Genomic DNA, 23,304 nt, shown 5'->3' with positions numbered 1-23,304 from the left:
CCGGCTCCGGCTGCGGCTCGGGTTCCGGCTCCGGCTCGGGGTCCGGCTGCGGCTCCGGGGCGCGGGGCGTTCGGCGCCGGCCGTGTCCCGGCACCGGGGCGCCAGACCGTGTCCCGGCACCGGGCGCGGGGGCGTCCGGCGCAGGCCTAACCCCGATACCGAGGCGCGAGCTGTCCGGCACTGACCGTGTCCCGCCCGGTCCCGGCGCGGGTCAGACGATGGTGTCCGCGATCTCCCGCAACGCGGCAGCCGCCCTCTTCTGCAACCCGGGCCCGAACGTGACCCGCGTCGCCCCCAGCTCGCCCCACTCCTTCGGCGTCGGCCCCCCGGGCGGCGCCCCGACGTTGATCGGCCCCTCGATCTCGGCCCGCAGCCGCGGCAACACCTCGGCCGGCGCCCCGATCGGATACACACAGTCCGCACCCGCGGCGACGAACAACCGGGCCCGCTCGATCGCCTCCTCGACCGGGTTCTCGACGCCCTTCACGACGAACGTGTCGATCCGCGCGTTCAGCACGATCCGGTCACCGGCCGCCGCCCGTACCTCGGCGAGCCAGTCGGCCTGCCGCCGCGCGTCCTTGAGCACCCGGTCCTGGTACCCGTGGCCGCCGGGTCCGGCCGGAGCGGCCTTCGGGTCCGCCTCCGAATCCTCCAGATTGCACCCGACCGCTCCGGTCTCCAGCAACCGCTCCACGAGCTCCTTCGGCGCCATCCCGTACCCGGCCTCGATGTCCGCGGACACCGGCACCGACACGGCCCGCACGATCCGGGCCACGGCGGCGAACATCTCGTCCGCCGGCGTCTGCCCGTCCTCGTACCCGAGCGACGCGGCGACCCCCGCGCTCGGCGTCGCCAGAGCCGGGAACCCGGCCTCCTCGAAGACCCGCGCACTCGCCGCGTCCCACGGCCCCGGCAGGATCAACGGGTCACCGGCCGCGCGGTCGTGATGCAGGGCACGAAGGGCCTCCACCGGGGCGACGGCCCCCTGCGGCTGCTCCGGGTTCACCATGCGGGTCCTCCTGGTTCGATACGCCGGCTGACCATCAGCCGGTTCCAACTGTTGATCGCCGCGATCGCGGCGATCAGGTGCGCCAGTTCGGTCTCACTGAAGTGTTCGGCGGCGCGCGCGTACGTCTCGTCGGGCACGAACCCGTCCGTCAGAACCGTTATTGCCTCCGTCAGCGCGAGCGCCGCCCGCTCCCGCTCGCTGTACAGATCGCCCGCCTCGGACCACGAGTTGAGCAACGCGATGCGCTTCGCGCTCTCCCCGTTCTTCTCCACGGCGATCTCGACATGCATGTCGAGACAGAAGGCGCATTCGTTGATCTGCGACGCCCGGATCATCACCAGCTCGGCGAGAACGGGATCCCCGAGCCCCTTCTTCGCCGCCGCGCCGAACGCCACCATCGCGTCGCGGACCCCAGCGTCCAACTGCGTCGTCCGCGCGCTCACTTGAAGTCCCCGGCCTGGTAGTGACCCGGCGCCTGACGGGTGGAGACCCCGAACCTGTTCCACGCGTTGATCGTCGCGATCGCCGCGATCAACTGGCTCAGCTCCTTCTCGTCATAGACCTTCGCCGCCCTCGCGTACACCTCGTCCGGGACGAAGCCGTCCGTGAGCACCGTGATCGCATCGGTCAGCTCTATCGCTGCGATCTCCCGCTCGGTGTAGTAGTGCTTGGACTCCTCCCAGGCGGCGAGCTGAATGATCCGCTCCACACTCTCACCCGCCGCTAGAGCATCCTTGGAGTGCATGTCCAGGCAGAGTGCACAACGGTTGATCTGCGACGCGCGGATCTTGACCAGCTCGTACGTGACCGGGTCGAGCCCGCGCCGGGCCGCGGCGTCGAGTCGCACCATCGCCTTGAAGACCTCCGGGGCGTGCTGAGCCCAGGCCAGCCGCGGCGTGTGCTCGTGCATGAACCCCCCGCCGCTCCCGGCCCCCGCAGCGCCCTGCCCGTCCTGCCCGCCCTGCTTCGACCCGTTCTCGCGCGTCTCGTCCGGCTGTGCCGTGTTCTCGTGTGTCGTCATGGTTCGACCCTATGGAGCGATTAGCCCAGGGGTATGGTCCATTCCCATGGAGAGAAACTGGGCCACTTCGTCCTCCGGGCAGGCCCTCGGCATCGACCTCCACATCGAGCCCACCGGCTCCGGCCTGCGCCGGGGCCTGACCGACGCGCTCCGCGAGGCCGTACGCGGCGGACGCCTCGCCCCCGGCACCCGGCTCCCCGCCTCCCGCACCCTCGCCGTCGACCTGGGCATCGCGCGCAACACCGTCGCCGACTCCTACGCCGACCTCGTCGCGGAGGGCTGGCTCACCGCCCGCCAGGGCTCCGGCACCCGCGTCGCCGAACGCCCCGTCGAAGCCCCCCGCCCGGTCCAGGGCCCGGGCCGCCGCACCCCGGGCAAACTCCTCCACGACCTCCACCCCGGCTTCCCCGACCTCTCCTCCTTCCCCCGCACCGAATGGCTCCGAGCCTCACGCCGGGCCCTGACCGCGGCCCCGAACGAGGCCCTCGGTTACGGCGACCCCCGCGGCCGCCCCGAACTACGAACCGCCCTCGCCGACTACCTCGCCCGCGCCCGCGGCGTCCACGCCCATCCCGACCGCCTCGTCATCTGCGCCGGTTTCGTGCAGGGCCTCACCCTGCTCGGCGAGGTGCTGCGCCGCCGAGGCGTCCACGACATCGCCGTCGAGTCCTACGGCCTCGACCTCCACTGGAACCTCCTGACCCGCGCCGGCCTCCGCACCCACCCCCTCCCTCTGGACGCCCTCGGCACGGACACCGGTGAACTCGACGCCTGGAGCGGGGCTGCCGGGTCCGTCCTGGCCGCCGGGGCTGCCGGGTCCGTCCTGGCCGCCGGGGCTGCTGGCTCCGCCGGGGTGGCCGGGGCTGCCGCAGTGACCGGGGCGACGGGGGGCGCCGGGGCGCTAGGGGACGTCGCGGCTACGAGGGTGACGGGGGTCGCCGGGGTGACGGGCGACGCCGGGGCGACGACCGCGGTCGGCGCGGCCCTGTTGACGCCCGCCCACCAGTTCCCCATGGGCGTCCCCCTCCACCCGGACCGGCGGTCCGCCGTCGTCGACTGGGCGCGCCGGACGGGCGGACTGATCCTGGAAGACGACTACGACGGCGAGTTCCGCTACGACCGCCAACCCGTCGGCGCCCTCCAGGGTCTCGACCCGGAGCGCGTCGTCTACCTCGGCACCGCGAGCAAGTCCCTCGCCCCCGGGCTCCGGCTCGGCTGGATGGTCCTGCCGGCCGGCCTCATCGACGAGGTCATCGACGCCAAGGGTGTCAGCGACTGGTCCTGCGGCGTCCTCGACCAACTCACCCTCGCCGAGTTCCTGAACTCCGGCGCCTACGACCGCCATCTGCGCAGCGCCCGCCTGCGCTACCGCAGGCGCCGCGACCAACTCGTCGCCGCCCTCGCAGAACGCGCCCCCGCCGTCCACGCCACTGGCATCGCCGCCGGCCTGCACGCGGTCCTCCAGCTCCCGCCCGGCACCGAACAGTCCGTCGTCCGAGCCGCCGCCTGGCAACGCCTGGGCATCACCGGCCTGTCCAGCTACCGCCACGAGGACGCCGACCTCCCCGAGGCCCCGCGCGACGCCCTGGTCGTCGGCTACGGCACCCCGCCCGACCACGCCTGGGCCGGCGCCCTGGACTCCCTCTGCCGAGTCCTCCCCTGACTCGTAGCCCGTAGCACGTAGACCCGAGATGGGACGCTCTCGCCGACCGGGGGGAGCCGGTGCATCACCCTTCACCGGCGTTCTTCTACGCTGACCGCCGACATACACCAGGACGCGCCGGGGCAACCGAGAAAGAGCCGTGGCGGACCAGCAGCACCGGGCCAGCGGTACTGGTCCTGCTCGGCGGTGGTGGCCATCAGCAGGAAGACGGGGGAGTGCGACGCATGGCGGAGAAACGACAGCGACTACGGTCGAGCACGGTGGTGCTCGGCGGCATGGGCGTACTGGCCACGGCCCTGACCTCCTGCGGCTCGGACCCAGACCGACGCTGCGTGGACCGGGACAGCTACGAGACGGCCAACGGGTACAAGATCGTGAGCGATCAGTACTGCAAGAGCGGTTCGGGCAAGAGCTCGTCCGGCAAGGGCCGCAAGAGCGGAACCGGCACCAGCGGCAGCGCGAGCAGAAGCAGCCGGGTCGACGGCGCCTGGTACTACGACGCCGATGTCAGCGGCCGCCGCGCCGAAGACGGCACCTTCAGCCGCAGCGAGGCCGTCGACCGCGGCGGCTTCGGCTGCTCGGGCTCCGGTTCCGGAGGCGGCTGAACCGGATGCGGCGCCACACCATTCAGCCACGCGACGGCTGGCAACAGATCGTCGAAGGGCAGGGGTTGATCTACCCACTCACCCGGTATCCCGACGATTCTCTGCGCCCCTACTGGGACGAGAGCGCCTACTACGCCTTCTCGCTTCCCGAGGTCGAGGCCTTGGAGGAGGTCGTCGAAGAGCTGCACGAGATGTGCCTGGCCGCGGCCGATCACCTCGTCACCCAGGGCCGCCTCGGTGATCTCGGGATCACCGACCCGCACCTGGCCTCCCTCGTCCAAGAGGCCTGGCACCGCCGTGCGGAACTCCCCTCCGTGTACGGGCGCTTCGATCTCCACTACGACGGCCGCACCGGAGCCCCGGCGAAACTCCTGGAGTACAACGCCGACACGCCCACCTCCCTCGTCGAGGCCGCCGGCCCCCAGTGGTTCTGGATGGAGGAGCGCTTCCCCGGCGCCGACCAGTGGAACTCCCTCCACGAACGACTCGTCGCCGCATGGAAGAAGCAGGCCCCGCTCCTGCCACCCGGCAGCCCCCTGCACTTCGCGCACTCCGCCGCCGACGAACTCGGCGAGGATCTGATGACCGTGGCCTACCTGCGCGAGACCGCCGAACAGGCCGGCCTCGATACGGAGGCCATATCGGTGGAGGACATCGGCTGGGACCCGCTGTCCCACCGCTTCGTGGACAAGAAGCTCCGCTTCATCCGCAGCTGCTTCAAGCTCTACCCCTGGGAGTGGCTCACCACCGACCGCTTCGCCCCCCACGTCCTGGAGACCCTGGACAACGGCGGCGGCACCGGCACCACCCTGTGGATCGAACCCGTCTGGAAGATGCTCCTGTCCAACAAGGCCCTTCTGGCCGTCCTGTGGGAACTCTTCCCCGGCCACCCGAACCTCCTCCCCGCCTACCTGGACGGCCCCCGCGAACTCGCCACCACCACCGGATACGTCGCCAAGCCCCTCCTCGGCCGCGAAGGAGCAGGCGTCACTCTCCACGAACCCGGCAGCGCCCCCGCCGAGCCGACGGCGGACCAGGAGGCCTGCTGCTACCAGGAGTTGTGCCCGCTGCCTGACTTCGACGGCAACCGGGTGGTCCTGGGCGCGTGGGTGGTCGAGAACGAGTCGGCAGGCCTCGGCATCCGGGAATCCACCGGCCTGATCACCGACGAGTACGCCCGCTTCCTGCCACACGTCATCCTCTGACGGCCGATCGGGACGGCCCGGGCCCAGGGGAGCATGCCTGGCGCCCCCTGGGCCGGCCCGCCCTCCAGTGACCCGGGCGCCGGATCGAACCCCGGCGCCCGGGCCACTCTCACGGGCGTTCTCCCTCTTCAGATGTCAAGGAACGTTGGATCTCTCCGGGCGCCGCCGATCACGCGCCCAGCACCGCACGGAGCTGGTCGAGCCCCCAGTCCAGGTCCTCCTTACTGATCACCAGGGGCGGGGCGATCCGGATCGTGGAGCCGTGGGTGTCCTTCACGAGCACGCCCCGCGCCATCAACTTCTCTGAGATTTCCCGGCCCGTCCCGTACGCCGGGTCGATGTCCACGCCGGCCCAGAGCCCGCGGCCCCGAACCTCCGTGACCTTGCCTGTTCCCACCAACAGGTTCAGCTCGGCGTGCAGATGCTCACCCAGCTCCGTGGCCCGCTGCTGGAACTCTCCGCCGCGCAACATCGCGATCACTTCCAGCCCCACCGCGCACGCGAGCGGATTACCGCCGAAGGTCGACCCGTGCTCACCCGGCCGGAAGACCCCCAGCACCGCCTTGCTGGACACGACGGCCGACACGGGCACGACCCCGCCTCCGAGCGCCTTGCCGAGCACATACATGTCCGGCACCACACCCTCGTGCTCACACGCGAACGTCCGCCCCGTCCGGCCGAGCCCCGACTGGATCTCGTCCGCGATGAACAGCACACCGCGCTCGCGCGTCAGCTCCCGAACCGCCGACAGGTACCCGGCCGGCGGGACCAGCACCCCCGCCTCGCCCTGGATCGGCTCCAGGAGAACGGCCACCGTCTCCTCGGTGACCGCCTCCCGCAGCGCCGCCAGGTCCCCGTACGGGACGATGTCGAACCCCGGTGTGTACGGCCCGAAATCCGCCCGGGCCTCCGCGTCCGTGGAGAAGCTGACGATCGTCGTCGTCCTGCCGTGGAAGTTGTCGCTCGCGACCACGATCCGCGCCCGCCCGTCCGGCACCCCCTTGACCCGGTACCCCCACTTCCGGGCGGTCTTCACGGCGGTCTCCACCGCCTCCGCCCCGGTGTTCATCGGCAGCACCATCTCCATGCCGCACACCTCGGCGAGCTGCGTACAGAACTCCGCGAAGCGGTCGTGGTGGAACGCCCTGGAGGTCAGCGTCACCCGCTCCAGCTGCGCCCGGGCGGCCTCGATGAGCCGCCGGTTCCCGTGCCCGAAGTTGAGCGCGGAGTACCCCGCGAGCATGTCCAGATAACGGCGTCCCTCGACGTCCGTCATCCATGCGCCGTCCGCCGTCGCGACCACGACGGGGAGCGGATGGTAGTTGTGCGCGCTGTGCGCGTCGGAGGCGGCGATCAGGCCCTCCGTCATGGCACCTGAGTCATCGGTGGCGGGGGCGGGAGTCACAGACGTCACGGGATCTCCGTTCTTACTGCTCTGCGAACCTTGCGGCTCTTACGGCGTGAGACGGGTTTGTGGCCCTTTCCTATCGTCGCTCGCATCATGGACGCGGAAACCTCCCGCACCGGCGTGCCGGGTACTGTGAGGGCTGGGCCGTGACTGGCGCGCTGGGATGGGACCGACCATCGGGGAGCGGCCCGCGAACTGTGTGCCGTGCGCCTGGGCCGAACCGTGCACCGCCCCGTACGCCCGACTTCGCTCGGGCAGGGGAGAACCCGTCCCGGAGGTCCGTCATGCCAGAGCCCACCTCTTCTTCCTCGTTGCTGTCCACCGAGTCCGTGGCCTTCCGCAGCGCCCTCGACGTGATCCGGGGCGTGGAGCCCCGGGTCGCCGACGCCATCGGGCAGGAGATCGCCGACCAGCGCGAGATGCTCAAGCTGATCGCCAGCGAGAACTACGCCTCTCCGGCCACGCTGCTGGCGATGGGCAACTGGTTCAGCGACAAGTACGCCGAGGGCACCGTCGGCCGCCGCTTCTACGCGGGCTGCCGCAACGTCGACACCGTCGAGTCCCTCGCAGCCGAGCACGCCCGCGAGCTCTTCGGCGCCCAGCACGCCTACGTCCAGCCGCACTCCGGCATCGACGCCAACCTCGTCGCCTTCTGGGCCGTCCTCGCCGACCGTGTCGAGGCCCCCGCCCTTCAGCGGGCGGGCGTGCGCAACGTCAACGACCTGTCCGAAGCCGACTGGTCCGAGCTGCGTCAGGCCTTCGGCAACCAGCGCATGCTCGGCATGTCCCTGGACGCCGGCGGCCACCTCACCCACGGGTTCCGCCCGAACATCTCCGGCAAGATGTTCGACCAGCGCAGCTACGGAACGGACCCGGCCACCGGCCTCCTGGACTATGAGGCGCTGCGCGCGACCGCCCGCGAGTTCAAGCCGATGATCATCGTCGCCGGGTACTCCGCCTACCCGCGCCTGGTCAACTTCCGGATCATGCGGGAGATCGCCGACGAGGTCGGGGCGACGCTCATGGTCGACATGGCGCACTTCGCGGGTCTTGTCGCCGGCAAGGTCCTCACCGGCGACTTCGACCCGGTGCCGCACGCCCAGATCGTCACCACGACCACCCACAAGTCGCTGCGCGGCCCGCGTGGCGGCATGGTCCTGTGCGACGACTCGCTCGCCGCCCAGGTCGACCGCGGTTGCCCGATGGTGCTGGGCGGGCCGCTCCCGCACGTCATGGCAGCCAAGGCCGTCGCTCTCGCCGAGGCACGTCGCCCCGACTTCCGCGAGTACGCCCAGGCTGTCGTCGACAATGCCCGAGCCCTCGCCGAAGGCCTCGTCCGACGCGGTGCCACGCTGGTCACCGGCGGTACGGACAATCACCTGAACCTGATCGATGTCGCCACCTCCTATGGTCTGACCGGCCGCCAGGCCGAGTCCGCACTCCTTGATTCGGGCATCGTCACCAACCGCAACGCGATCCCGGCCGACCCGAACGGCGCCTGGTACACCTCCGGCATCCGCATCGGCACCCCCGCCCTCACCACCCGGGGTCTGGGCGCGACCGAGATGGACGAGATCGCCGCCCTGATCGACCGTGTCCTCACGGCCACCGAGCCCGGCACCACCAGCAAGGGCGCTGCGTCCAAGGCCCAGCACGTCCTGGAGGCCAAGGTCGCTGACGAGGTCTCGCAGCGGGCCGCGGACCTCCTCACCGGCTTCCCGCTCTACCCGGCCGTCGACCTGACCTGACCCCGCCCCGTCTCCGGCCGGCCGGGCCACCTCCGGCCGGCCGGAGACGGAACACCGCAGGGTCGGCGCTCAGACGTCCCGCAACTCCTGTCGCGGTCCCCGCTCTCTGCGCCGGTACACCGACGCCAGCGACTTCGGCAGATGCGTCACCAGCGGCCGCAACACCAGCGCCGCCACGGCTCCCGCAGCCAGCCCGGCGAGCCCCCACCCCCATCCGGTGTCACCGCTCACCGCAGCCGGTGGAGACGCGGCCGCATTTGCCCCTTTGACGGCCGTTCCCGGGACCTGGGCCGCCTGCGCGTCGGACGAGTCCCTGCTCGGGAATATCGGTGGCGCTCCGCCTGGAGACCGCCGGCCCATCACATCCAGCGCCCGCAGGAGAGAGCGCAGCTCGGTCGGTCTCTGCGCCTTGTGCCAGTAGCCCTTGTACGTCGCGGAAATGCTCGTGGACGTGTGTATCCACACCGCCGCGCTGCCCGGAGTGTCCGGATAGACCCGGTCGATCCGCCACGGCTGGACGTCATGGAGCAGCCAGGTCACGTTCAGCTGACGCCCCGCGCCTACGCCAAGCCCGGGTGGCAGCTCCTCCTGGGCGTCCCCCGGCTGCCCGAGCAGATCGTTCAACCGGCCGTACGCCTTGTCGCTGACGTAGAGCGACGCGCTTTCCTTGCTCTCCGGCGACACGACCAGAACGCTTGTGGGCCCGCCGGCCAACGCCTGTCGCGCACCGAACAGCATCATGAACAGTGCGGCCATCAGCGCCGCGGCAAGCGTCGCTCCTCTCCGTACCGTATGCATTCGAACCCCCAGTCGATCCCGCCGCGGCCTCTCCGCGCCGGTTCACTTCTGGTACACCGCCCGGGCCCGCCGGGTTCCCGATCCGGCCGCATGTCTTTCTGCGGAGTCAGCTCGGCTCTGCTCGTCTCCACGGAGGCATCGCGGAGGCACGCAGACGGTGGCGTCACCCGGACCTCAGCCCCGACGCGGATCGTGAGCCGACCCGGCGATCTTCAGCGCTTCCTCCGCGGACGTGACGCCCTCGAGCCGCAGCGTGAGATCGGAGCCGTGCGCCCGCTGCGTCCACAGCAGGGTCGGTGCCGCCGCGCGCTCCGAGCGGATCCAGCGATCACCACGCTGGTCGAACATCCAGAAGCTCAGCCGGTGCTCGTGCGAGAACCACAGCCCGGTCTCTCCTGCGACCGTCACCCACTGTGGCTGCACCGGAACGGTCTTCACGAAGCCGATGTCGAGGCGCGCCGGGTACTCGTCCAGCCGTACCGTCCGGCCCGCGTCCCGCCAGCACAGGGTGAGCAGCTCACGGTCGCTCGACTCGCGGGTGACCGTGAGTGCATCGGGTGTGCCCAGCTCGGCCGGGACCAGGGGCTCGAAACCGGCTCGGCCCACAGCCTGCTCCCAAGAGAGGGGAGTCCCGCAGCCTGGGACCCGCGCGCCCGGCGGAGGTACCGCCGACGGTTCGTAACGCACCTCGACTCCACCGAGACCGAACCAGTCCGTGACCGCCGCTCGCACGGGAGGAGTGACCACGACGATCGTCGCCGCCCCGCACAGCGCAGCGGTCAGTGATCTCCACCGCAACCGCAGCCAGCGCCGGGCCCGGTGCAGGAGACGTCGCAGGCCGCGTGGCTCGGCGACCGGTGTCGGCACACGCTCAGCGAGTATCTGGGCGAGGACGCGCTCCGCCATCGTCTCGCCCGCACCGTCCGGCCCTTCCAGCAGCCGGCCCAGCGAGCGAAGCTCCTCGGGCAGCCCGGCGCCGTCACCGCGTCGTCCGTCCATGGCGGTCACCTCCTCTCCGCACCTGATGCGGAAGGCCCGCGGTGGGTTGCTGCACCGCACCGGGCAATAGCTCACCGAGCTTGCGCAGCGCGCGATGGAGCCGGGACTTGACGGTTCCCCGGGCCCAGCCGAGCGCCTGCGCCGTCTCCGACTCGTCCATCTCCAGCAGATAGCGGTAGGTGACGACGAGCCGATGCTCCTCACTCAGCAGCTCCAGCGCATGCAGCAGCTCGGACCGGCGCTCTATCTCGATGGCCGTGGCCGCCGGATCCGCCGACTCCGGTATCAATGGCTCGGCCTCGGCCATCGCGGCCTCCCGACCGGCGACAGAGCGCTGCCTCCCGACCGATCTCACTGTGTTCCTCGTCTCATTGGCGACGATCTTGAGCAGCCACGGCTTGAACGCCGAGCCGTCCCTGAACCGCCCCAAGCTGCGATATGCCTTGAAAAAGGACTGCTGCACGACGTCTTCCGCGTCCGCCCCCGCGCCCAGCGCCATCGCCGCCCGCAGCGCGACCCCGGTGAAGGCGCGGACCAGTTCCGCGTACGCCTCCGGCTCTCCGGCGCGTACGCGGGCGATCACCGCACCTTCGTCGACGACGCGGCCCCCCTCCAGGACTTCCCCCTGTGCCCTCACACCGTTGATACACCGGCCGACGGTGATCGGTTCCCACTCGTCCCGCAGGAGTTCTCACCGTCCGTCACGCCCCCACCTGCGGATGTGTGCACGTCTTGCACACGCCGCGTACACGCGCCGAGCACCTGGGGCCGAGCAATGAGAGACACCTGAGAGAATGAGGGGCATGGCCTCTGAAAGTCCCCGCGTGCTCTCCGGTATCCAGCCCACCGCAGGCTCGTTCCACCTCGGCAACTACCTCGGCGCGGTCCGCCAGTGGGTGGCGCTGCAGGAGTCTCACGACGCCTTCTACATGGTGGTGGACCTGCATGCGATCACGATCCCGCAGGACCCGGCGGAGCTGCGCGCGAACACCCGGCTCGCCGCCGCCCAGCTCTTGGCGGCCGGCCTCGATCCGGACCGCTGCACGCTGTTCGTCCAGAGCCACGTCCCCGAGCACGCACAGCTCGGCTGGGTCATGAACTGCCTCGCCGGATTCGGCGAGGCGAGCCGCATGACGCAGTTCAAGGACAAGTCCGCCAAGCAGGGTGCGGACCGGGCCACGGTCGGCCTCTTCACCTACCCGATCCTGCAGGTCGCGGACATCCTCCTCTACCAGGCCAACCAGGTGCCGGTCGGCGAGGACCAGCGCCAGCACATCGAGCTCACCCGCGACCTCGCCGAACGGTTCAACGGCCGCTTCGGGGAGACCTTCACCATCCCGGCGCCGTACATCCTGAAGGAGACGGCCAAGATCTACGACCTTCAGGACCCGTCGATCAAGATGAGCAAGTCGGCGTCGACTCCCAAGGGGCTCATCAACCTCCTCGACGACCCGAAGGTCACCGCGAAGAAGGTGAAGAGCGCGGTCACCGACACCGACACCGTGATCCGCTACGACGCGGAGAAGAAGCCGGGCGTCAGCAACCTGCTCTCCATCTACTCGACCCTCACCGGAACCGGTATCCCGGAACTGGAGCAGAAGTACGAGGGCAAGATGTACGGTGCGCTGAAGACGGACCTGGCCGAGGTCATGGTGGATTTCGTGACGCCGTTCCGGACCCGCACCCAGGAGTACCTGGACGACCCGGAGACGCTCGACTCGATCCTGGCCAAGGGCGCGGAGAAGGCCCGAGCCGTCGCCGCCGAGACGCTTTCCCAGGCGTACGAGAAGGTCGGCTTCCTGCCCGCGAAGCACTGAATCCGGACCAGCCGCACGTCCCGCCCGCACGCCCGCCACACGACGACAGGAGTACGACGTGGGGACCGTAACGATCGGTGTCTCGATCGCGGTCCCGGAGCCTCACGGCAGCTTGCTCCAGGAGCGGCGTGCCGGCTTCGGTGACGCCGCGGCACACGGCATTCCCACGCACATCACGCTGCTCCCACCGACCGAGGTGGAGGCCGGTGACCTGCCGGCGATCGAGGCCCACCTGGCGGAGGTCGCGAGCTGCGGGCGGAGCTTCGCCATGCGGCTGTCGGGAACGGGAACCTTCCGGCCGTTGTCACCCGTTGTGTTCGTGCAGGTCGTGGAAGGCGCCGAGGCCTGCACCTGGCTGCAGAAGCAGGTGCGGGACGCCTCGGGTCCCGTCGCACGTGAGCTGCAGTTCCCGTACCACCCGCACGTCACGGTGGCGCACGGCATCGCCGAGGAGGCGATGGACCGCGCCTTCGAGGACCTCGCCGACTACGAGGCAGCCTGGCCCTGCAACGGCTTCGCTCTCTACGAGCAGGGTGTGGACGGCATCTGGCGCAGGTTGCGGGATTTCACCTTCGGTAAGCCCACGCTGCCGTCGCAGGCTCCCGACCGCTCGGCGTGCGGCCGGAGGCAGCCCGCGCGCTGAGCGGTCGCCCGCGACCGCCGTCGCGACTGCCGGGCGGGGTTCGGCGGCGGAGTGAACCCGTCGGCGCACTCCGCGACGCGGCGGCGTGTCAGAGGGGGAGCCTGCGGAAGACCGGGCGCGGCACGTGCCTCAGCGCTGACATCACCAGCCGCATGGGCCCCGGCACCCACACCGTCTCCGACCTGCGCCGCAACCCCGTCTCGATGGCCAGCGCCACCGCCTCCGGCGTCGTGGCCATCGGCGCCTCGGCCATCCCCGCCGTCATCTTCGACCGCACGAAGCCCGGTCGCACCACCATGACGTGGACCCCCGTCCCGTGCAGGGCGTCCCCCAGTCCCTGCGCGAAGGCGTCGAGCCCCGCCTTGCTCGATCCGTAGATGAAGTTGGCGCGGCGCGCTCGCTCGCCCGCGACGGACGACAACACGACCAGCGATCCGTGTCCTTGCGCCTGCAGCGCGCGCGCACAGATCAGACCGGCCGAGACGGCGCCGGTGTAATTGGTCTGCGCGACACGCACCGCTGCCAGCGGCTCGCCCTCGTCACGGGCCTGGTCGCCGAGGATGCCGAACGCCATCAGCACCATGTCGATGTCGCCCTCGGCGAAGACCTTGCCGAGTGTTTCCTCGTGGGACTCCGAGTCCAGAGCGTCGAAGGCGACGGTACGGGCGTCGGCCCCGATGCCGCGCAGATCGGCCGCGGCGCTCTCGAGCGCGGGGGACGGCCGGCCTGCCAGCCACACGGTGCGGGTACGCCGGGCGACCAACCGGCGGGCTGTCGCGAGCGCGATCTCGGACGTGCCGCCGAGGATCAACAGGGACTGCGGGGTGCCGAAGGCGTCCTTCATGACTACCAAGCTCCAATGCGGCAGGGCCGGACGGTGATCTGACCGGGGTGCGGGCCGGCGGCGTGCCGGTGCGGAATTCGCTGGAATCCGATCGGGAACCTGATCGGGCCGAGCGGTGTATCAGAAGTGACGAGAGCGCGGACGGGCCGCGCTGAGGGAGCGGACGATGCACACGGAACAGTTGGCGGGGGAAGCGCGCGCGGTTTTCTCGGGAAGTTCATCGGAGAGCGGCGGGATGGGTAGCGGAGGCGCGCGCGTAATAAGGGGAGAGGCGGCATGGCGCGCAGCGAAGTCCAAAGGGTCGGTGGTCAGAGATCCAGCCGCCGGGACAGGTCTGAGCGGAACACGCCTCGCGGATCCATCCGGGCGCGCAAGGAGCGGAAGTCCTCCAGCCGCGGGTACATCGCGGAGAGGAGTTCGGGGCGCAGCCGGGAGTCCTTGGCGAGGTAGACGCGTCCGTCGGCCGCGGCCACCTCCTCGTCGAGTTCATCGAGGAACGGGCCGAGTCCCGGAAGATTCGCGGGGATGTCCAGTGCGAGGGTCCAGCCAGGCATGGGGAAGGACAACCAGCCGGGGTCGGCGCCGCCGAAGCGCTTGAGCACCGCGAGGAATGAGGGGCAGCGGCGGTCCGAGATGCGCTGCACGATGCGGCGCAAGGCTTCTTCCTTTCCGTACCCGATCACGAATTGGTACTGCACGAAACCGCTGCGTCCGTAAATACGGTTCCAATGCGGGACGCCATCGAGGGGGTGGAAGAACGTCGACAGCTTCTGGATCTCGCCGCTGCGTGAAGTAGGCGCCTTTCGATACCACAGTTCGTTGAAGAGGCCGACGGTGGTCCGGCCCAGAAGTCCTTCGGGCAGGAAGGCGGGGGCGGAGGGCAGCCGGCCCGGACGGAAGGCCAGCGCGGTGCGGCGGGCGCGAGCAGGCAGCGCGTCCAACGGCGCGTGCTCCCCGCGGGTCAGGACGGAGCGGCCCAGAGCGGCTCCCCGGGCCAGCAGATCGATCCAGGCGACCGAGTAGCGGTAGCGGTGATCGGTGGCGGTGAGGCGGGCCATCAAGTCGTCGAGGTCCGTGGCGCGTTCGGTGTCGACGGACATCAGCGACGTCTCGACCGGCTGCAACTGCACGGTCGCCGTGAGGATGACCCCGGTCAGCCCCATGCCGCCGGCCGTGGCGTCGAAGAGCTCGGTACCGCGCTCGACGATGCGGATCTCTCCGTCGGCCGTGAGGAGTTCCAGGGCCAGGACGTGGCGGGAGAACGACCCGGAGACGTGGTGGTTCTTGCCGTGGATGTCGGCGCCGATCGCGCCGCCGACCGTGACATAGCGCGTGCCCGGGGTGACGGGGACGAACCAGCCGAGAGGAAGGAGTACCTCCATGAGCCGGTGGAGCGAGATCCCCGCGTCGCACAGGACGGTGCCACCGGCCGCGTCGATGGCGTGGATCTGGTCCAGGCCGGTCATATCGAGGACGGCGCCGCCGGCGTTCTGTGCCGCGTCTCCGTAAGCGCGCCCCAGTCCACGTGCGATGCCACCGCGCCGACCGGGCACCGCGCACTCCTGAACGGCTGCCACGGCTTCTTCATAGGAGCGGGGACGCACCATATGGGCGGACGTGGGGGCTGTGCGGCCCCATCCCGTGACGGGCACCGTGTCGTATCCCAGGGCCGAGGGTGCGATCGGAGCCGGCCCGCCGGACGACGCCGAGGGAGCCGGCGCCGTGGGGTGGGAAGCGGTCGGGACCGCGGAGTCGGGCTCCAGCGCGGGGGACGCGTCGGACAGAGGGGTGGCGACGGGCGCAGGTACGGAAGTGGGGGTGGATACGGGGTCGGCAGCCATGGCGTGACCGTATCGTCCAGAGAAGGCGCATTAACCCTAAACGTATCCATTGATCACTGAAAGGAGTGATTAATAGGGTGTCATTCAATATGACCTAAGTTATAGGCGTTTTGGCGTTCAGAGTGAGCCGCATGGATGACATGGATCGCCGATTGCTCTCGGCACTGCGCGACTGTGGCACCGACCGGCGGGTGGCTGCGGCGGCGCGGGCGCTGTCCTGGGCCGGTGAGCACGGGGCCCTGTGGCTGGCGGCCGGTCTCGTGGGAGCGGCAGCCGACCGTGAGCGGCGTACGGCGTGGTTGCGCGGTACGGCTCTCACCGCCGGAGCCCATGTGGCCAGCATGGGTCTGAAGCGGATAGTGCGGAGGCCGCGACCGGCTTCGGAGAAGGGGGCCGGGCCGCTGGTGCGGACGGCCGGGAGGCATTCGTTTCCGAGCTCGCACGCGACATCGGCGGCTGCGGCGGCCGTGGCGTACGGGGCCTTGCGACCGGTGGGGGCCAGGGTGGTGCCTCCGCTGGCTGCGGCGGTGTGCGTCTCGCGGATGGTCGTCGGCGTGCACTACCCCTCTGACGTCGCGGCAGGCGCGGCCCTGGGGGCGCTGACGGCCCGCCTCGGGGCGCGCTGGATGACGGGGGGCGAGGTGCGGTGACCGAGCGCGTCGAGCGGGCTGAGTGGGCTGAGCCGGTGCGGAGCGGAACGGAGGGCGCACTGGTGGGCGAGGAGTTGGACATGCAGGCGGTGATCGGCGAAGGCCGGGACATGCCGGGGGGAGGGGAAGAGATGGTGAAGGGCAGTGAAGTCCGGGACAGCGGGGCGGTGACCGTCGGGGCGGGTGGCACGGCCGTGCTGGAGCGGACACCGATGCCGGCGGTGAGGACCGTGACGCCACTCGGATTGCCCGCCGGGTTGATCAGGACAGCGCGGCCGAAACAGTGGGTGAAGAACGTACTGGTGGTGGCCGCGCCGGCGGCGGCGGGGGAGCTGTTCTCCCGGCATGCCCTGGTCCAACTGGTGGTGGTGTTCGTCCTGTTCACCATGGCGGCGTCGGCGGTGTACCTGATCAATGACGCCCGGGACGCCGAGGCGGATCGGGCGCATCCGGTGAAGCGGAACCGTCCGGTGGCGGCGGGGCAGGTCCCGGTGCCGGTCGCGTACACCGTCGGCGGGGCGCTGGCGGTCCTTGCCCCGGCCGCCGCGGCGGCGCTGTGCAATCCGGTGACGGCGGCCCTGCTGACCGCTTACGTCGTGATGCAGTTGGCGTACTGCGTCAGCCTCAAGCACGTGCTGGTCGTCGACCTGATCGTGGTGACCACGGGGTTCCTCATGCGGGCGATGATCGGTGGGCTGGCGCTCGGGATTCCGCTGTCGCGCTGGTTTCTGATCACGACGGGGTTCGGCGCGCTCTTCATGGTCTCGGCGAAGCGGTACTCCGAGGCGGTGCAGATGGCGGGCAGCGCGGGGGCGACGAGAGCGCTCCTGAGCGAGTACACGCGCGGATACCTGCGGTTCGTCTGGCAGTTGGCGGCGGGAGTGGCCGTGCTCGCGTATTGCCTGTGGGCGATGGAGGAAGGGGGTGTCGCGCGCAGCAGTCTGTTGCCGTGGCGGCAGCTGTCGATGGTGGCGTTCATCGTCGCCGTGCTCAGATACGCGGTCTTCGCCGACCGGGGCACGGCGGGGGAGCCGGAGGACGTGGTGCTGCGGGACCGGGCGCTGGCGGTCATCGGGCTCGCGTGGCTGGCGATGTACGGGCTGGCGGTGGCGGACTGGTGACGGGTCGGGGCGTGGAGGAATGAGGAAGGGAGCTGGGGTCATGGGGGCGGAAGGTGCCCGGGAGCGCGGGGGGACAGCGCAGGGCGCGAGTGTGCGGGAGCGGATGCGGGAGCTCGGGCCCGAACTGGTGGGGTTCGCGGTGGCGGGGGCGTGTGCGTACGCGGCTGACCTGGGGCTTTTCGTGTGGTTGCGGGGGCCGGTCGGCATGGACCCGATCTCGGCCAAGGCGGTGTCGTTCGTGGCCGGTTGTTCGGTGGCGTACCTGGGGAACGCGCTGGGGACGTACCGCAACAGAACGGCCGGTGTCTCGCGGCTGCGGCAGTACGGGGTTTTCTTCGCGGTGAATGTGGCGGGTGCGCTGGTGCAGTTGGGGTGCATCGCGGTGTCGCACTACGTCCTGGGGTTCACGTCGCGGCGGGCGGACACGGTTTCGGGGGCGGGGGTGGGGATGGTGCTGGCTACGTTGCTGCGGTTCTGGGGTACTCGGACTCTGGCCTTCGGTGCGAGGTCGAGGGAGAGACCGACCGGAGAGGGACTGGTCGGGGAGGGGCCGGCCGGGGAAGGGCCGGTCGGTGCAGGGGCGAGTGGCGAGCGGCCGGCTGGGGCGAGAGCGGTCGAACCGGTGGATCGGGGCAGGCTGGGATCATGGACTGGCTGAAGAATCTCCCCGTCGTCGGACCGTGGGTGGTCCGGTTGATGCGGACCCATGCCTGGCGGGCGTACGAGCGGCTCGACGAGGTGCACTGGACGCGGTTGGCCGCGGCGATGACCTTCATCAGCTTCCTGGCGTTGTTCCCGCTCATCACCGTGGCGGCGGCGGTCGCGGCCGGCACGCTCGGGGCGAGTCAGCAGAGAAGGCTCGAGTCGAAGATCAGCGACCAGGTGCCGGGGATCGCGGATCAGCTGGATCTCGGGGCGCTGATCGACAACGCGGGCACGATCGGGGTGGTGGCCGGAGCGCTGCTGCTGTTCACCGGTGTCGGGTGGGTCGGTTCGATGCGGGAGTGCCTGCGGACCGTGTGGGAGCTGCCCGACAGCGAGGAGAACCCGATCCTGCGCAAGCTCAAGGACGCAGGGGTGCTGGTGGGGCTCGGCGGAGCGGGGCTGGCTTCGTTGGCGGCCTCGACGGTGGCGTCCACGGCGGTGGAGTGGACGGCGGGCCGGCTGGGGATCGACAGCGGAGGGTGGGGCGGGGTCGTACTGCAGGTCCTGGCGTTCGTGGTCGCGGTGCTGGCGGACTTCTTGGTGCTGTTGTACGTGCTGACGTTGTTGCCCGGGGTGGAGCCACCGCGGAGAGATCTGTTCACGGCGGCGTTGATCGGGGCGGCCGGGTTCGAGCTGCTGAAGATACTGCTCGGCGGCTATATGAAGGGGGTGGCGGCGAAGAGCATGTACGGCGCGTTCGGTGCGCCGGTGGCGTTGCTGCTGTGGATCAACTTCACCGCGAAGCTGGTGCTGTTCTGTTCGGGGTGGACCGCGACGGGGCGCGTCGGCGCGCGGGAGCGGGAGTTGGAACGGGAGCGGGGGGAGGGGGCTGAGGGTGAGGGGCCGGTGGGGGCCGAGGTCGTTAATGGTGGGGCTGACGCCGGTCGGGCCGTTGCGGGTGCGGGCGCAGCGGGTGCAGCGGGTGCGGCGGGGAGCACCCTTGTGGCCGGTGCTGGTGCCGGACCCAGCACCGGCACGAGCGCCAGCACCAGCACCGGTGCCGAGAAGAGGGGCGCGCCCGGAAGCTGACGGGCCGTACGTGGTCTTGTGGAGCCAGGCGCCGGCTCCCGCAGCCCGGAGGTGAGACGCCCGGGCGCAGGGGGGCAGGGGGCAGGGGGCAGGGGGCAGGCGGGTACGGCGGGAGACGGGAAACAACTGCCGTGGGGCAGTTGGGTAGCCGGTCTCGTGGCTGCCCCGGTCGGCTGTCGCGGCCCCCGGGCGGAGCCACCGGTCAGGACTTGGTGCGGGTCGGCCACTTCTTGCGGACCGTGAAGGCCGCGGCGGCCAGGACGGCGAGGACGCCGGCTGCGATGGCCAGGGCGATGCCGACGCCTCTGGAGTCCTTCGTGGAGACGGCGGCGTGGGCGGCGGGCTTGGCGGGGCCCGCGTCACCTTGGGGGGTGGCCGAGGCGGAAGCGGAGGACTCGGCGCCCTTCGGCGGGACGAGGGTGCCGACCGGGGTCACCCGGCCGTCGGCCTGGAAGCCCCAGTCGAGGAGGCGGGCGGTCTCCTTGTAGACCGCGTGGCTCTCCTTCGTGTCGGGGTGCATGACGGTGACGAGGAGGACCTTGTTGTTGCGTTCGGCGACGCCGGTGAAGGTGGCGCCGGCGTTGGTGGTGTTGCCGTTCTTGACGCCCGCGATGCCCTTGTAGGCGTCGAGGCCGATGTCGCCGGTGAGGAGGCGGTTGGTGTTCTGGATCTCGAAGCGGCTGGTGGTCTTCCCCTTCTTCTGCGCCTCGGGGAACTTGGCGGTGGCCGTGGCGGCGTACTCGCGGAAGTCCGCCTTCTGCAGGCCCGAGCGGGCGAAGAGGGTGAGGTCGTAGGCGGAGGAGTGCTGGGTGGGGGCGTCGTAGCCGTCGGGGCTGACGACGTGCGTGTCGTTGGCCTGGAGGTCCTCGGCGTGGGCCTGCATGTCGGCGACGGTCTGGGAGACGCCGTGGTTCATGGCGGACAGGACGTGCACCGCGTCGTTGCCGGAGCGCAGGAAGACGCCGAGCCACAGGTCGTGGACCGAGTAGGTGAAGTTCTCCTTGACGCCGACGAGGCTGGAGCCCGCGCCCATGCCGGCGAGGTCGGACGGGAGGACCTTGTGGGTCGTGGACTTCGGGAACTTGGGGAGGAGGGTGTCCGCGAAGAGCATCTTGAGGGTGCTGGCGGGGGGCAGCTCCCAGTGCGCGTTGTGCGAGGCGAGGACGGCGCCGGACTCGGCGTCCGTGACGATCCAGGCCTTGGCGGTCAGGTCCTTGGGCAGGACGGGGGCGCCGGCTCCCAGGTTCACCTGGGTGCCCGGTTCGCCGAGCCGGTCGCCGCCGATCGTCGACATGTCGGCCGGCGGGCCGGCCTTGTCCGCGGCGCCCTTGGTCGGCTTGGCGTCCGGCTTGTCCGCGGCCGCGGCGGGCAGCGCGGTCGTCAGGGACAGGGCGGAGACCGTGAGCAGGAGCGCGGAGGTCGCGAGCAGGGCGGAGCGCAGGGGGCCGGTCACGCGCGCGGGGCCCGAGGGCTCCGGCCGTGTGGAGTTCTGCATGTATGACATGTACGACGCATGGGAGGCAGGCACGGTCGAGAACGTACATGTACCCGGCCCGTAAGTCGTCGCCGAGGTGTTCTGTGTCTCCCCGGCCCCACCCCGGCGGCGGTGCCCGAAAGCGGCTGACGATACTGAAGGTATGAAGCTCAGCCGTCCCGTCTCCTGGTTCCTGCTCGCCTTCGGGGTGTGGAGCTGGATCATCTGGATCACTTTCGTCAAGAACCTGTGGAAGGACGGCAGCGGCCTCGCCTTCGACGATGCCGGTGACCCGACGGCGTACTTTTTCGTGCATCTGACGCTGGCGGTCGTCTCCTTTGTCTTGGGGACGGTCGTCGGCGGCATCGGGTTCCGCGGAGTGCGTGCTCTGCGGCGCACTTCATAGCGAGGCGCAGGCGCGGGTGACTGCGCGGCGGGTCGCATGGCGAACGGGCGGGCGGGGTCGTGGTCGTTGTCTTTGTGCTGGTCGGGCTGGTCGTGCTGGCGGCGTTCGCAGGGCTGCACTACTACGCGTGGCGCCGGACGGTGCGGGACACGACGGCGGGGGCCGGGTGGCCGAGGCGGCTGGGCACGGCGGTGTTCGTGGCGGGGCCGGTGCTGATGTTCGCGGCGTTGGTTGCGGAGCGGGGTGGGGCGCCGTTCCTGGTGCAGCGGGTTCTGGCGTGGCCGGGGTTTCTGTGGATGGCGTTCGCGTTGTATCTGCTGCTGGCGTTGCTGGTGGGGGAGGTTGTACGGCCCCTCTTGCGGCGGGTGCTCGACAGGGGGCGGCCGCGTGGCGCCGGGGCCGGTCCGCAGGGGACCCGCGCGTCCGGTCCCGGGACCGGGACCCCGCCCGGTACGGGGACCCCGCCGGGTACAGGATCCCCGTCGGAGGCTGAGACTGCGACCCGCGCGGAGGCCTTGCCCGCAGCCGGGACCCCGCCGGGTGCCGAGGTCGCCTCTCGCGCCGGGACGCTGCCGAGTGGTGAGGTCCCGCCGGGTGGTGGGGCCTCGCCAGGTGTGGGTGGGCCCAGTCGGCGGTTGCTGATTGCTCGGTCCGTGGGGGTGGTGGCCGGCGTCGCTGCCGCGGCTGTCGTGGGCAACGGGGCGTACGGGGTGCTGCGGGGGCCGAGGGTGAAGCGGGTCACCGTGCCGTTGGCGCGGCTGCCGCGGGCGGCGCACGGGTTCAGGATCGCGGTGGTCAGTGACATCCACCTCGGGCCCGTGCTCGGGCGGGGCTTCGCCGAGCGGGTCGTGGACACCATCAACGGCACGCAGCCGGATCTGATCGCCGTCGTCGGTGACCTGGTCGACGGGAGCGTGGAGGATCTCGCGCCCGCGGTCGCCCCACTCGCGGGGCTGCGGGCGCGGCACGGCACGTACTTCGTCACCGGCAATCACGAGTACTTCTCGGGCGCCGATCCCTGGGTGGCGCATGTGCGTGAGATCGGGCTGCGGCCGTTGGAGAACGCCCGTGTCGAGATGGGCGCCTTCGACCTCGCCGGGGTCAACGACATCAGTGGCGAGAACTACGGCGAAGGGCCCGATTACGCGAAGGCGCTCGGTGACCGCGACCGTTCGCGGGCCGCAGTGCTCCTCGCTCACCAGCCGGTGATGATCGACGAGGCTGTGCGGCACGGCGTCGATCTGCAACTGTCGGGGCACACGCACGGCGGCCAGTTGTGGCCCGGCAACTTCGTCGCCGACCTCGCTAATCCGACCCTGGCCGGCCTGGAGCGGTACGGCGACACGCAGCTCTACGTCAGCCGGGGCGCCGGAGCGTGGGGGCCGCCGGTCCGGGTGGGCGCCCCGTCGGACATCACCGTGGTCGAACTGGCCTCGAAGCAGGCGTGACCGGATGACCGCCCCCCATCTGAGCGACCCGGCCTGAGCGACCGGGCCTGAGCGACCCGGCCTGAGCGACCCGGCCTGAGCGACCCGGCTTGGCCGGCCCCGTCTGACCGCCCCCGCCTGACTGAGCCCGCCTGACCGACCCGGCCTGACCGAGCCCGCCCGGCCGCCTGGCCTCCCGAGGAGGGGCGACCGGGATCCGGACATGTTCACTGTGCGGGGTCTGCGAGCCGTGACGCGCGTCCGCGTCCGCTGTGACCTTGTGCTGAGCACGGGGAGTCAGGTCGGCAGCTGCGTCAAGCCAGGCGCCGCGGCCGGGGGAGAGGCGTCGGGGGGCCGGACGCGCGGCTGGATCTGGCCGGATCGGGGTGGGGGGAACGGGAACGCAGTGACACGCAGGGTGGTCGCGGCGCTGCATGATGTGTCGAATATGTGTTCACGATGTGGGGGAGGTGACTACGTGTGTTGCGGCGCAGGGCGTTCAGACTGCCCCGGCACCCGGCCTCGGTCGGGGTGGCGCGGCTGCACGTCCGCGACCATCTGGCGGTCTGGGGGCACACCGAACCGGCCGGCGCGCTCGACACGGCTGTCCTGCTCGTCTCCGAGCTGGCGACGAACGCGATCCGGCACGGGCCTGCGCGCGAGCGGGAGTTCGAGATCGCGGTGACGGTGCTGGCGGACGGCTCCTGCTTCATCGAGGTGTCCGACGCGTCCCCGGCCGAGCCCGAGCTGAGGTCGCCGCGCGCGCCCGATGACGAGAGCGGGCGGGGGCTGCACCTGGTCGACGCGCTCGCCGAGGCGTGGGGCGTGTGGCATCGCGGCCGTCACGGCAAGACGGTCTGGGCGCTGGTCCGCTCCTGACCCGCCTCCGTC

23 protein-coding genes and 1 riboswitch are annotated in these 23,304 nt (G+C 70.9%); of the genes, 13 read left to right on the top strand and 10 right to left on the bottom strand.

Annotation, left to right across the window (positions count from 1 at the left end; genetic code table 11):
* Window positions 1-211: 211 nt before the first annotated feature.
* Genes ACIBW6_RS12510 through ACIBW6_RS12500 form a run of 3 tightly spaced genes read right to left on the bottom strand, consistent with a single transcriptional unit; the run spans window position 212 to window position 1,919 of the window.
* Window positions 212-1,009 (bottom strand): isocitrate lyase/phosphoenolpyruvate mutase family protein, encoded by a 798-nt coding sequence (locus ACIBW6_RS12510; RefSeq protein WP_399059213.1) that lies wholly within the window; start codon window positions 1,007-1,009, stop codon window positions 212-214.
* Window positions 1,003-1,452, bottom strand: a complete 450-nt coding sequence (locus ACIBW6_RS12505; RefSeq protein WP_399059212.1) for a carboxymuconolactone decarboxylase family protein — start codon at window positions 1,450-1,452, stop codon at window positions 1,003-1,005. The genes ACIBW6_RS12510 and ACIBW6_RS12505 overlap by 7 nt, the downstream gene beginning before the upstream one ends.
* Window positions 1,449-1,919 (bottom strand): carboxymuconolactone decarboxylase family protein, encoded by a 471-nt coding sequence (locus tag ACIBW6_RS12500; protein ID WP_399059300.1) that lies wholly within the window; start codon window positions 1,917-1,919, stop codon window positions 1,449-1,451. The genes ACIBW6_RS12505 and ACIBW6_RS12500 overlap by 4 nt, the downstream gene beginning before the upstream one ends.
* A 157-nt stretch (window positions 1,920-2,076) precedes the next feature.
* Between ACIBW6_RS12500 and ACIBW6_RS12495 the strand changes: the two genes are divergently transcribed.
* The 3 genes from ACIBW6_RS12495 (at window position 2,077) to ACIBW6_RS12485 (ending at window position 5,503) form a co-directional block, all read left to right on the top strand.
* A complete protein-coding gene (locus tag ACIBW6_RS12495) occupies window positions 2,077-3,693 on the top strand; it encodes a PLP-dependent aminotransferase family protein (RefSeq protein WP_399059210.1) in 1,617 nt (538 codons plus the stop codon).
* 224 nt (window positions 3,694-3,917) lie between these two features.
* Window positions 3,918-4,298 carry a hypothetical protein gene (locus ACIBW6_RS12490; protein WP_399059209.1) on the top strand — a complete coding sequence of 127 codons (381 nt, stop codon included), beginning with the start codon at window positions 3,918-3,920 and terminating at the stop codon, window positions 4,296-4,298.
* A 5-nt stretch (window positions 4,299-4,303) separates the two neighbouring features.
* Entirely contained in the window at window positions 4,304-5,503 is a 1,200-nt protein-coding gene (locus ACIBW6_RS12485; protein ID WP_399059208.1) for a glutathionylspermidine synthase family protein, read from the top strand.
* Window positions 5,504-5,672: 169 nt separating this feature from the next.
* Here the strand turns inward: ACIBW6_RS12485 and rocD are convergent, their stop codons facing one another.
* Window positions 5,673-6,872 carry an ornithine--oxo-acid transaminase gene (gene rocD / locus ACIBW6_RS12480; protein WP_399059299.1) on the bottom strand — a complete coding sequence of 400 codons (1,200 nt, stop codon included), beginning with the start codon at window positions 6,870-6,872 and terminating at the stop codon, window positions 5,673-5,675.
* 175 nt (window positions 6,873-7,047) lie between these two features.
* Window positions 7,048-7,134: riboswitch (ZMP/ZTP riboswitch) on the top strand.
* A 61-nt stretch (window positions 7,135-7,195) separates the two neighbouring features.
* On the opposite strand from rocD, the gene ACIBW6_RS12475 reads away from it, so the two are divergent.
* Window positions 7,196-8,659, top strand: coding sequence for a glycine hydroxymethyltransferase (locus ACIBW6_RS12475; protein ID WP_399059207.1), 1,464 nt, complete (start codon window positions 7,196-7,198; stop codon window positions 8,657-8,659).
* Between the two features lie 69 nt (window positions 8,660-8,728).
* Here ACIBW6_RS12475 and ACIBW6_RS12470 read toward each other — a convergent pair whose 3' ends face one another.
* The 3 genes from ACIBW6_RS12470 to ACIBW6_RS12460 all read right to left on the bottom strand — a co-directional run bounded on the left by ACIBW6_RS12470 (window position 8,729) and on the right by ACIBW6_RS12460 (window position 11,039).
* Entirely contained in the window at window positions 8,729-9,415 is a 687-nt protein-coding gene (locus ACIBW6_RS12470; RefSeq protein ID WP_399059206.1) for a hypothetical protein, read from the bottom strand.
* A gap of 216 nt (window positions 9,416-9,631) precedes the next feature.
* Window positions 9,632-10,456: a hypothetical protein gene (locus ACIBW6_RS12465; protein ID WP_399059205.1), complete on the bottom strand. Its 825-nt coding sequence runs from the start codon at window positions 10,454-10,456 to the stop codon at window positions 9,632-9,634.
* Entirely contained in the window at window positions 10,437-11,039 is a 603-nt protein-coding gene (locus ACIBW6_RS12460; RefSeq protein ID WP_399059204.1) for an RNA polymerase sigma factor, read from the bottom strand. The genes ACIBW6_RS12465 and ACIBW6_RS12460 overlap by 20 nt, the downstream gene beginning before the upstream one ends.
* A gap of 220 nt (window positions 11,040-11,259) precedes the next feature.
* Between ACIBW6_RS12460 and trpS the strand changes: the two genes are divergently transcribed.
* Window positions 11,260-12,273, top strand: coding sequence for a tryptophan--tRNA ligase (gene trpS / locus ACIBW6_RS12455; RefSeq protein ID WP_399059203.1), 1,014 nt, complete (start codon window positions 11,260-11,262; stop codon window positions 12,271-12,273).
* A gap of 58 nt (window positions 12,274-12,331) precedes the next feature.
* Complete coding sequence (locus ACIBW6_RS12450) at window positions 12,332-12,916, top strand: 2'-5' RNA ligase family protein (protein WP_399059201.1); 585 nt, start codon at window positions 12,332-12,334, stop codon at window positions 12,914-12,916.
* Window positions 12,917-13,004: 88 nt separating this feature from the next.
* Here the strand turns inward: ACIBW6_RS12450 and ACIBW6_RS12445 are convergent, their stop codons facing one another.
* On the bottom strand, window positions 13,005-13,760 hold the full coding sequence (locus ACIBW6_RS12445) for a decaprenylphospho-beta-D-erythro-pentofuranosid-2-ulose 2-reductase (RefSeq protein ID WP_399059200.1): 756 nt from the start codon (window positions 13,758-13,760) through the stop codon (window positions 13,005-13,007).
* A 308-nt stretch (window positions 13,761-14,068) separates the two neighbouring features.
* Window positions 14,069-15,367, bottom strand: coding sequence for an FAD-binding protein (locus ACIBW6_RS12440; protein ID WP_399059198.1), 1,299 nt, complete (start codon window positions 15,365-15,367; stop codon window positions 14,069-14,071).
* Window positions 15,368-15,732: 365 nt separating this feature from the next.
* Here ACIBW6_RS12440 and ACIBW6_RS12435 point away from each other — a divergent pair, with 365 nt between their 5' ends.
* The 4 genes from ACIBW6_RS12435 (at window position 15,733) to ACIBW6_RS12420 (ending at window position 19,106) form a co-directional block, all read left to right on the top strand.
* Window positions 15,733-16,251 (top strand): phosphatase PAP2 family protein, encoded by a 519-nt coding sequence (locus tag ACIBW6_RS12435; RefSeq protein WP_399059197.1) that lies wholly within the window; start codon window positions 15,733-15,735, stop codon window positions 16,249-16,251.
* A gap of 212 nt (window positions 16,252-16,463) precedes the next feature.
* Window positions 16,464-17,372 (top strand): decaprenyl-phosphate phosphoribosyltransferase, encoded by a 909-nt coding sequence (locus tag ACIBW6_RS12430; RefSeq protein WP_399059298.1) that lies wholly within the window; start codon window positions 16,464-16,466, stop codon window positions 17,370-17,372.
* Between the two features lie 103 nt (window positions 17,373-17,475).
* On the top strand, window positions 17,476-18,030 hold the full coding sequence (locus tag ACIBW6_RS12425) for a GtrA family protein (RefSeq protein WP_399059196.1): 555 nt from the start codon (window positions 17,476-17,478) through the stop codon (window positions 18,028-18,030).
* Entirely contained in the window at window positions 18,018-19,106 is a 1,089-nt protein-coding gene (locus tag ACIBW6_RS12420; RefSeq protein ID WP_399059195.1) for a YihY/virulence factor BrkB family protein, read from the top strand. The genes ACIBW6_RS12425 and ACIBW6_RS12420 overlap by 13 nt, the downstream gene beginning before the upstream one ends.
* 202 nt (window positions 19,107-19,308) lie before the next feature.
* On the opposite strand, the gene ACIBW6_RS12415 is transcribed toward ACIBW6_RS12420, so the two are convergent.
* A complete protein-coding gene (locus ACIBW6_RS12415; protein WP_399059194.1) occupies window positions 19,309-20,601 on the bottom strand; it encodes a D-alanyl-D-alanine carboxypeptidase family protein in 1,293 nt (430 codons plus the stop codon).
* Window positions 20,602-20,743: 142 nt separating this feature from the next.
* Between ACIBW6_RS12415 and ACIBW6_RS12410 the strand changes: the two genes are divergently transcribed.
* From ACIBW6_RS12410 to ACIBW6_RS12400, 3 genes are all read left to right on the top strand, one after another.
* Window positions 20,744-20,986, top strand: coding sequence for an SCO4848 family membrane protein (locus ACIBW6_RS12410; protein ID WP_324776788.1), 243 nt, complete (start codon window positions 20,744-20,746; stop codon window positions 20,984-20,986).
* A gap of 59 nt (window positions 20,987-21,045) precedes the next feature.
* Window positions 21,046-22,434, top strand: a complete 1,389-nt coding sequence (locus ACIBW6_RS12405; protein WP_399059193.1) for a metallophosphoesterase — start codon at window positions 21,046-21,048, stop codon at window positions 22,432-22,434.
* Window positions 22,435-22,893: 459 nt separating this feature from the next.
* Window positions 22,894-23,292, top strand: coding sequence for an ATP-binding protein (locus ACIBW6_RS12400; RefSeq protein WP_399059192.1), 399 nt, complete (start codon window positions 22,894-22,896; stop codon window positions 23,290-23,292).
* The last annotated feature ends 12 nt before the right edge of the window (window positions 23,293-23,304 follow it).

Origin of the sequence: Streptomyces sp. NPDC049813, from assembly GCF_044465085.1 — a bacterium.
Taxonomy (GTDB): Bacteria; Actinomycetota; Actinomycetes; order Streptomycetales; family Streptomycetaceae; genus Streptomyces.
Note: the sequence above shows the minus strand (reverse complement) of the source record. Positions and strands in the feature narration are given on the sequence as shown.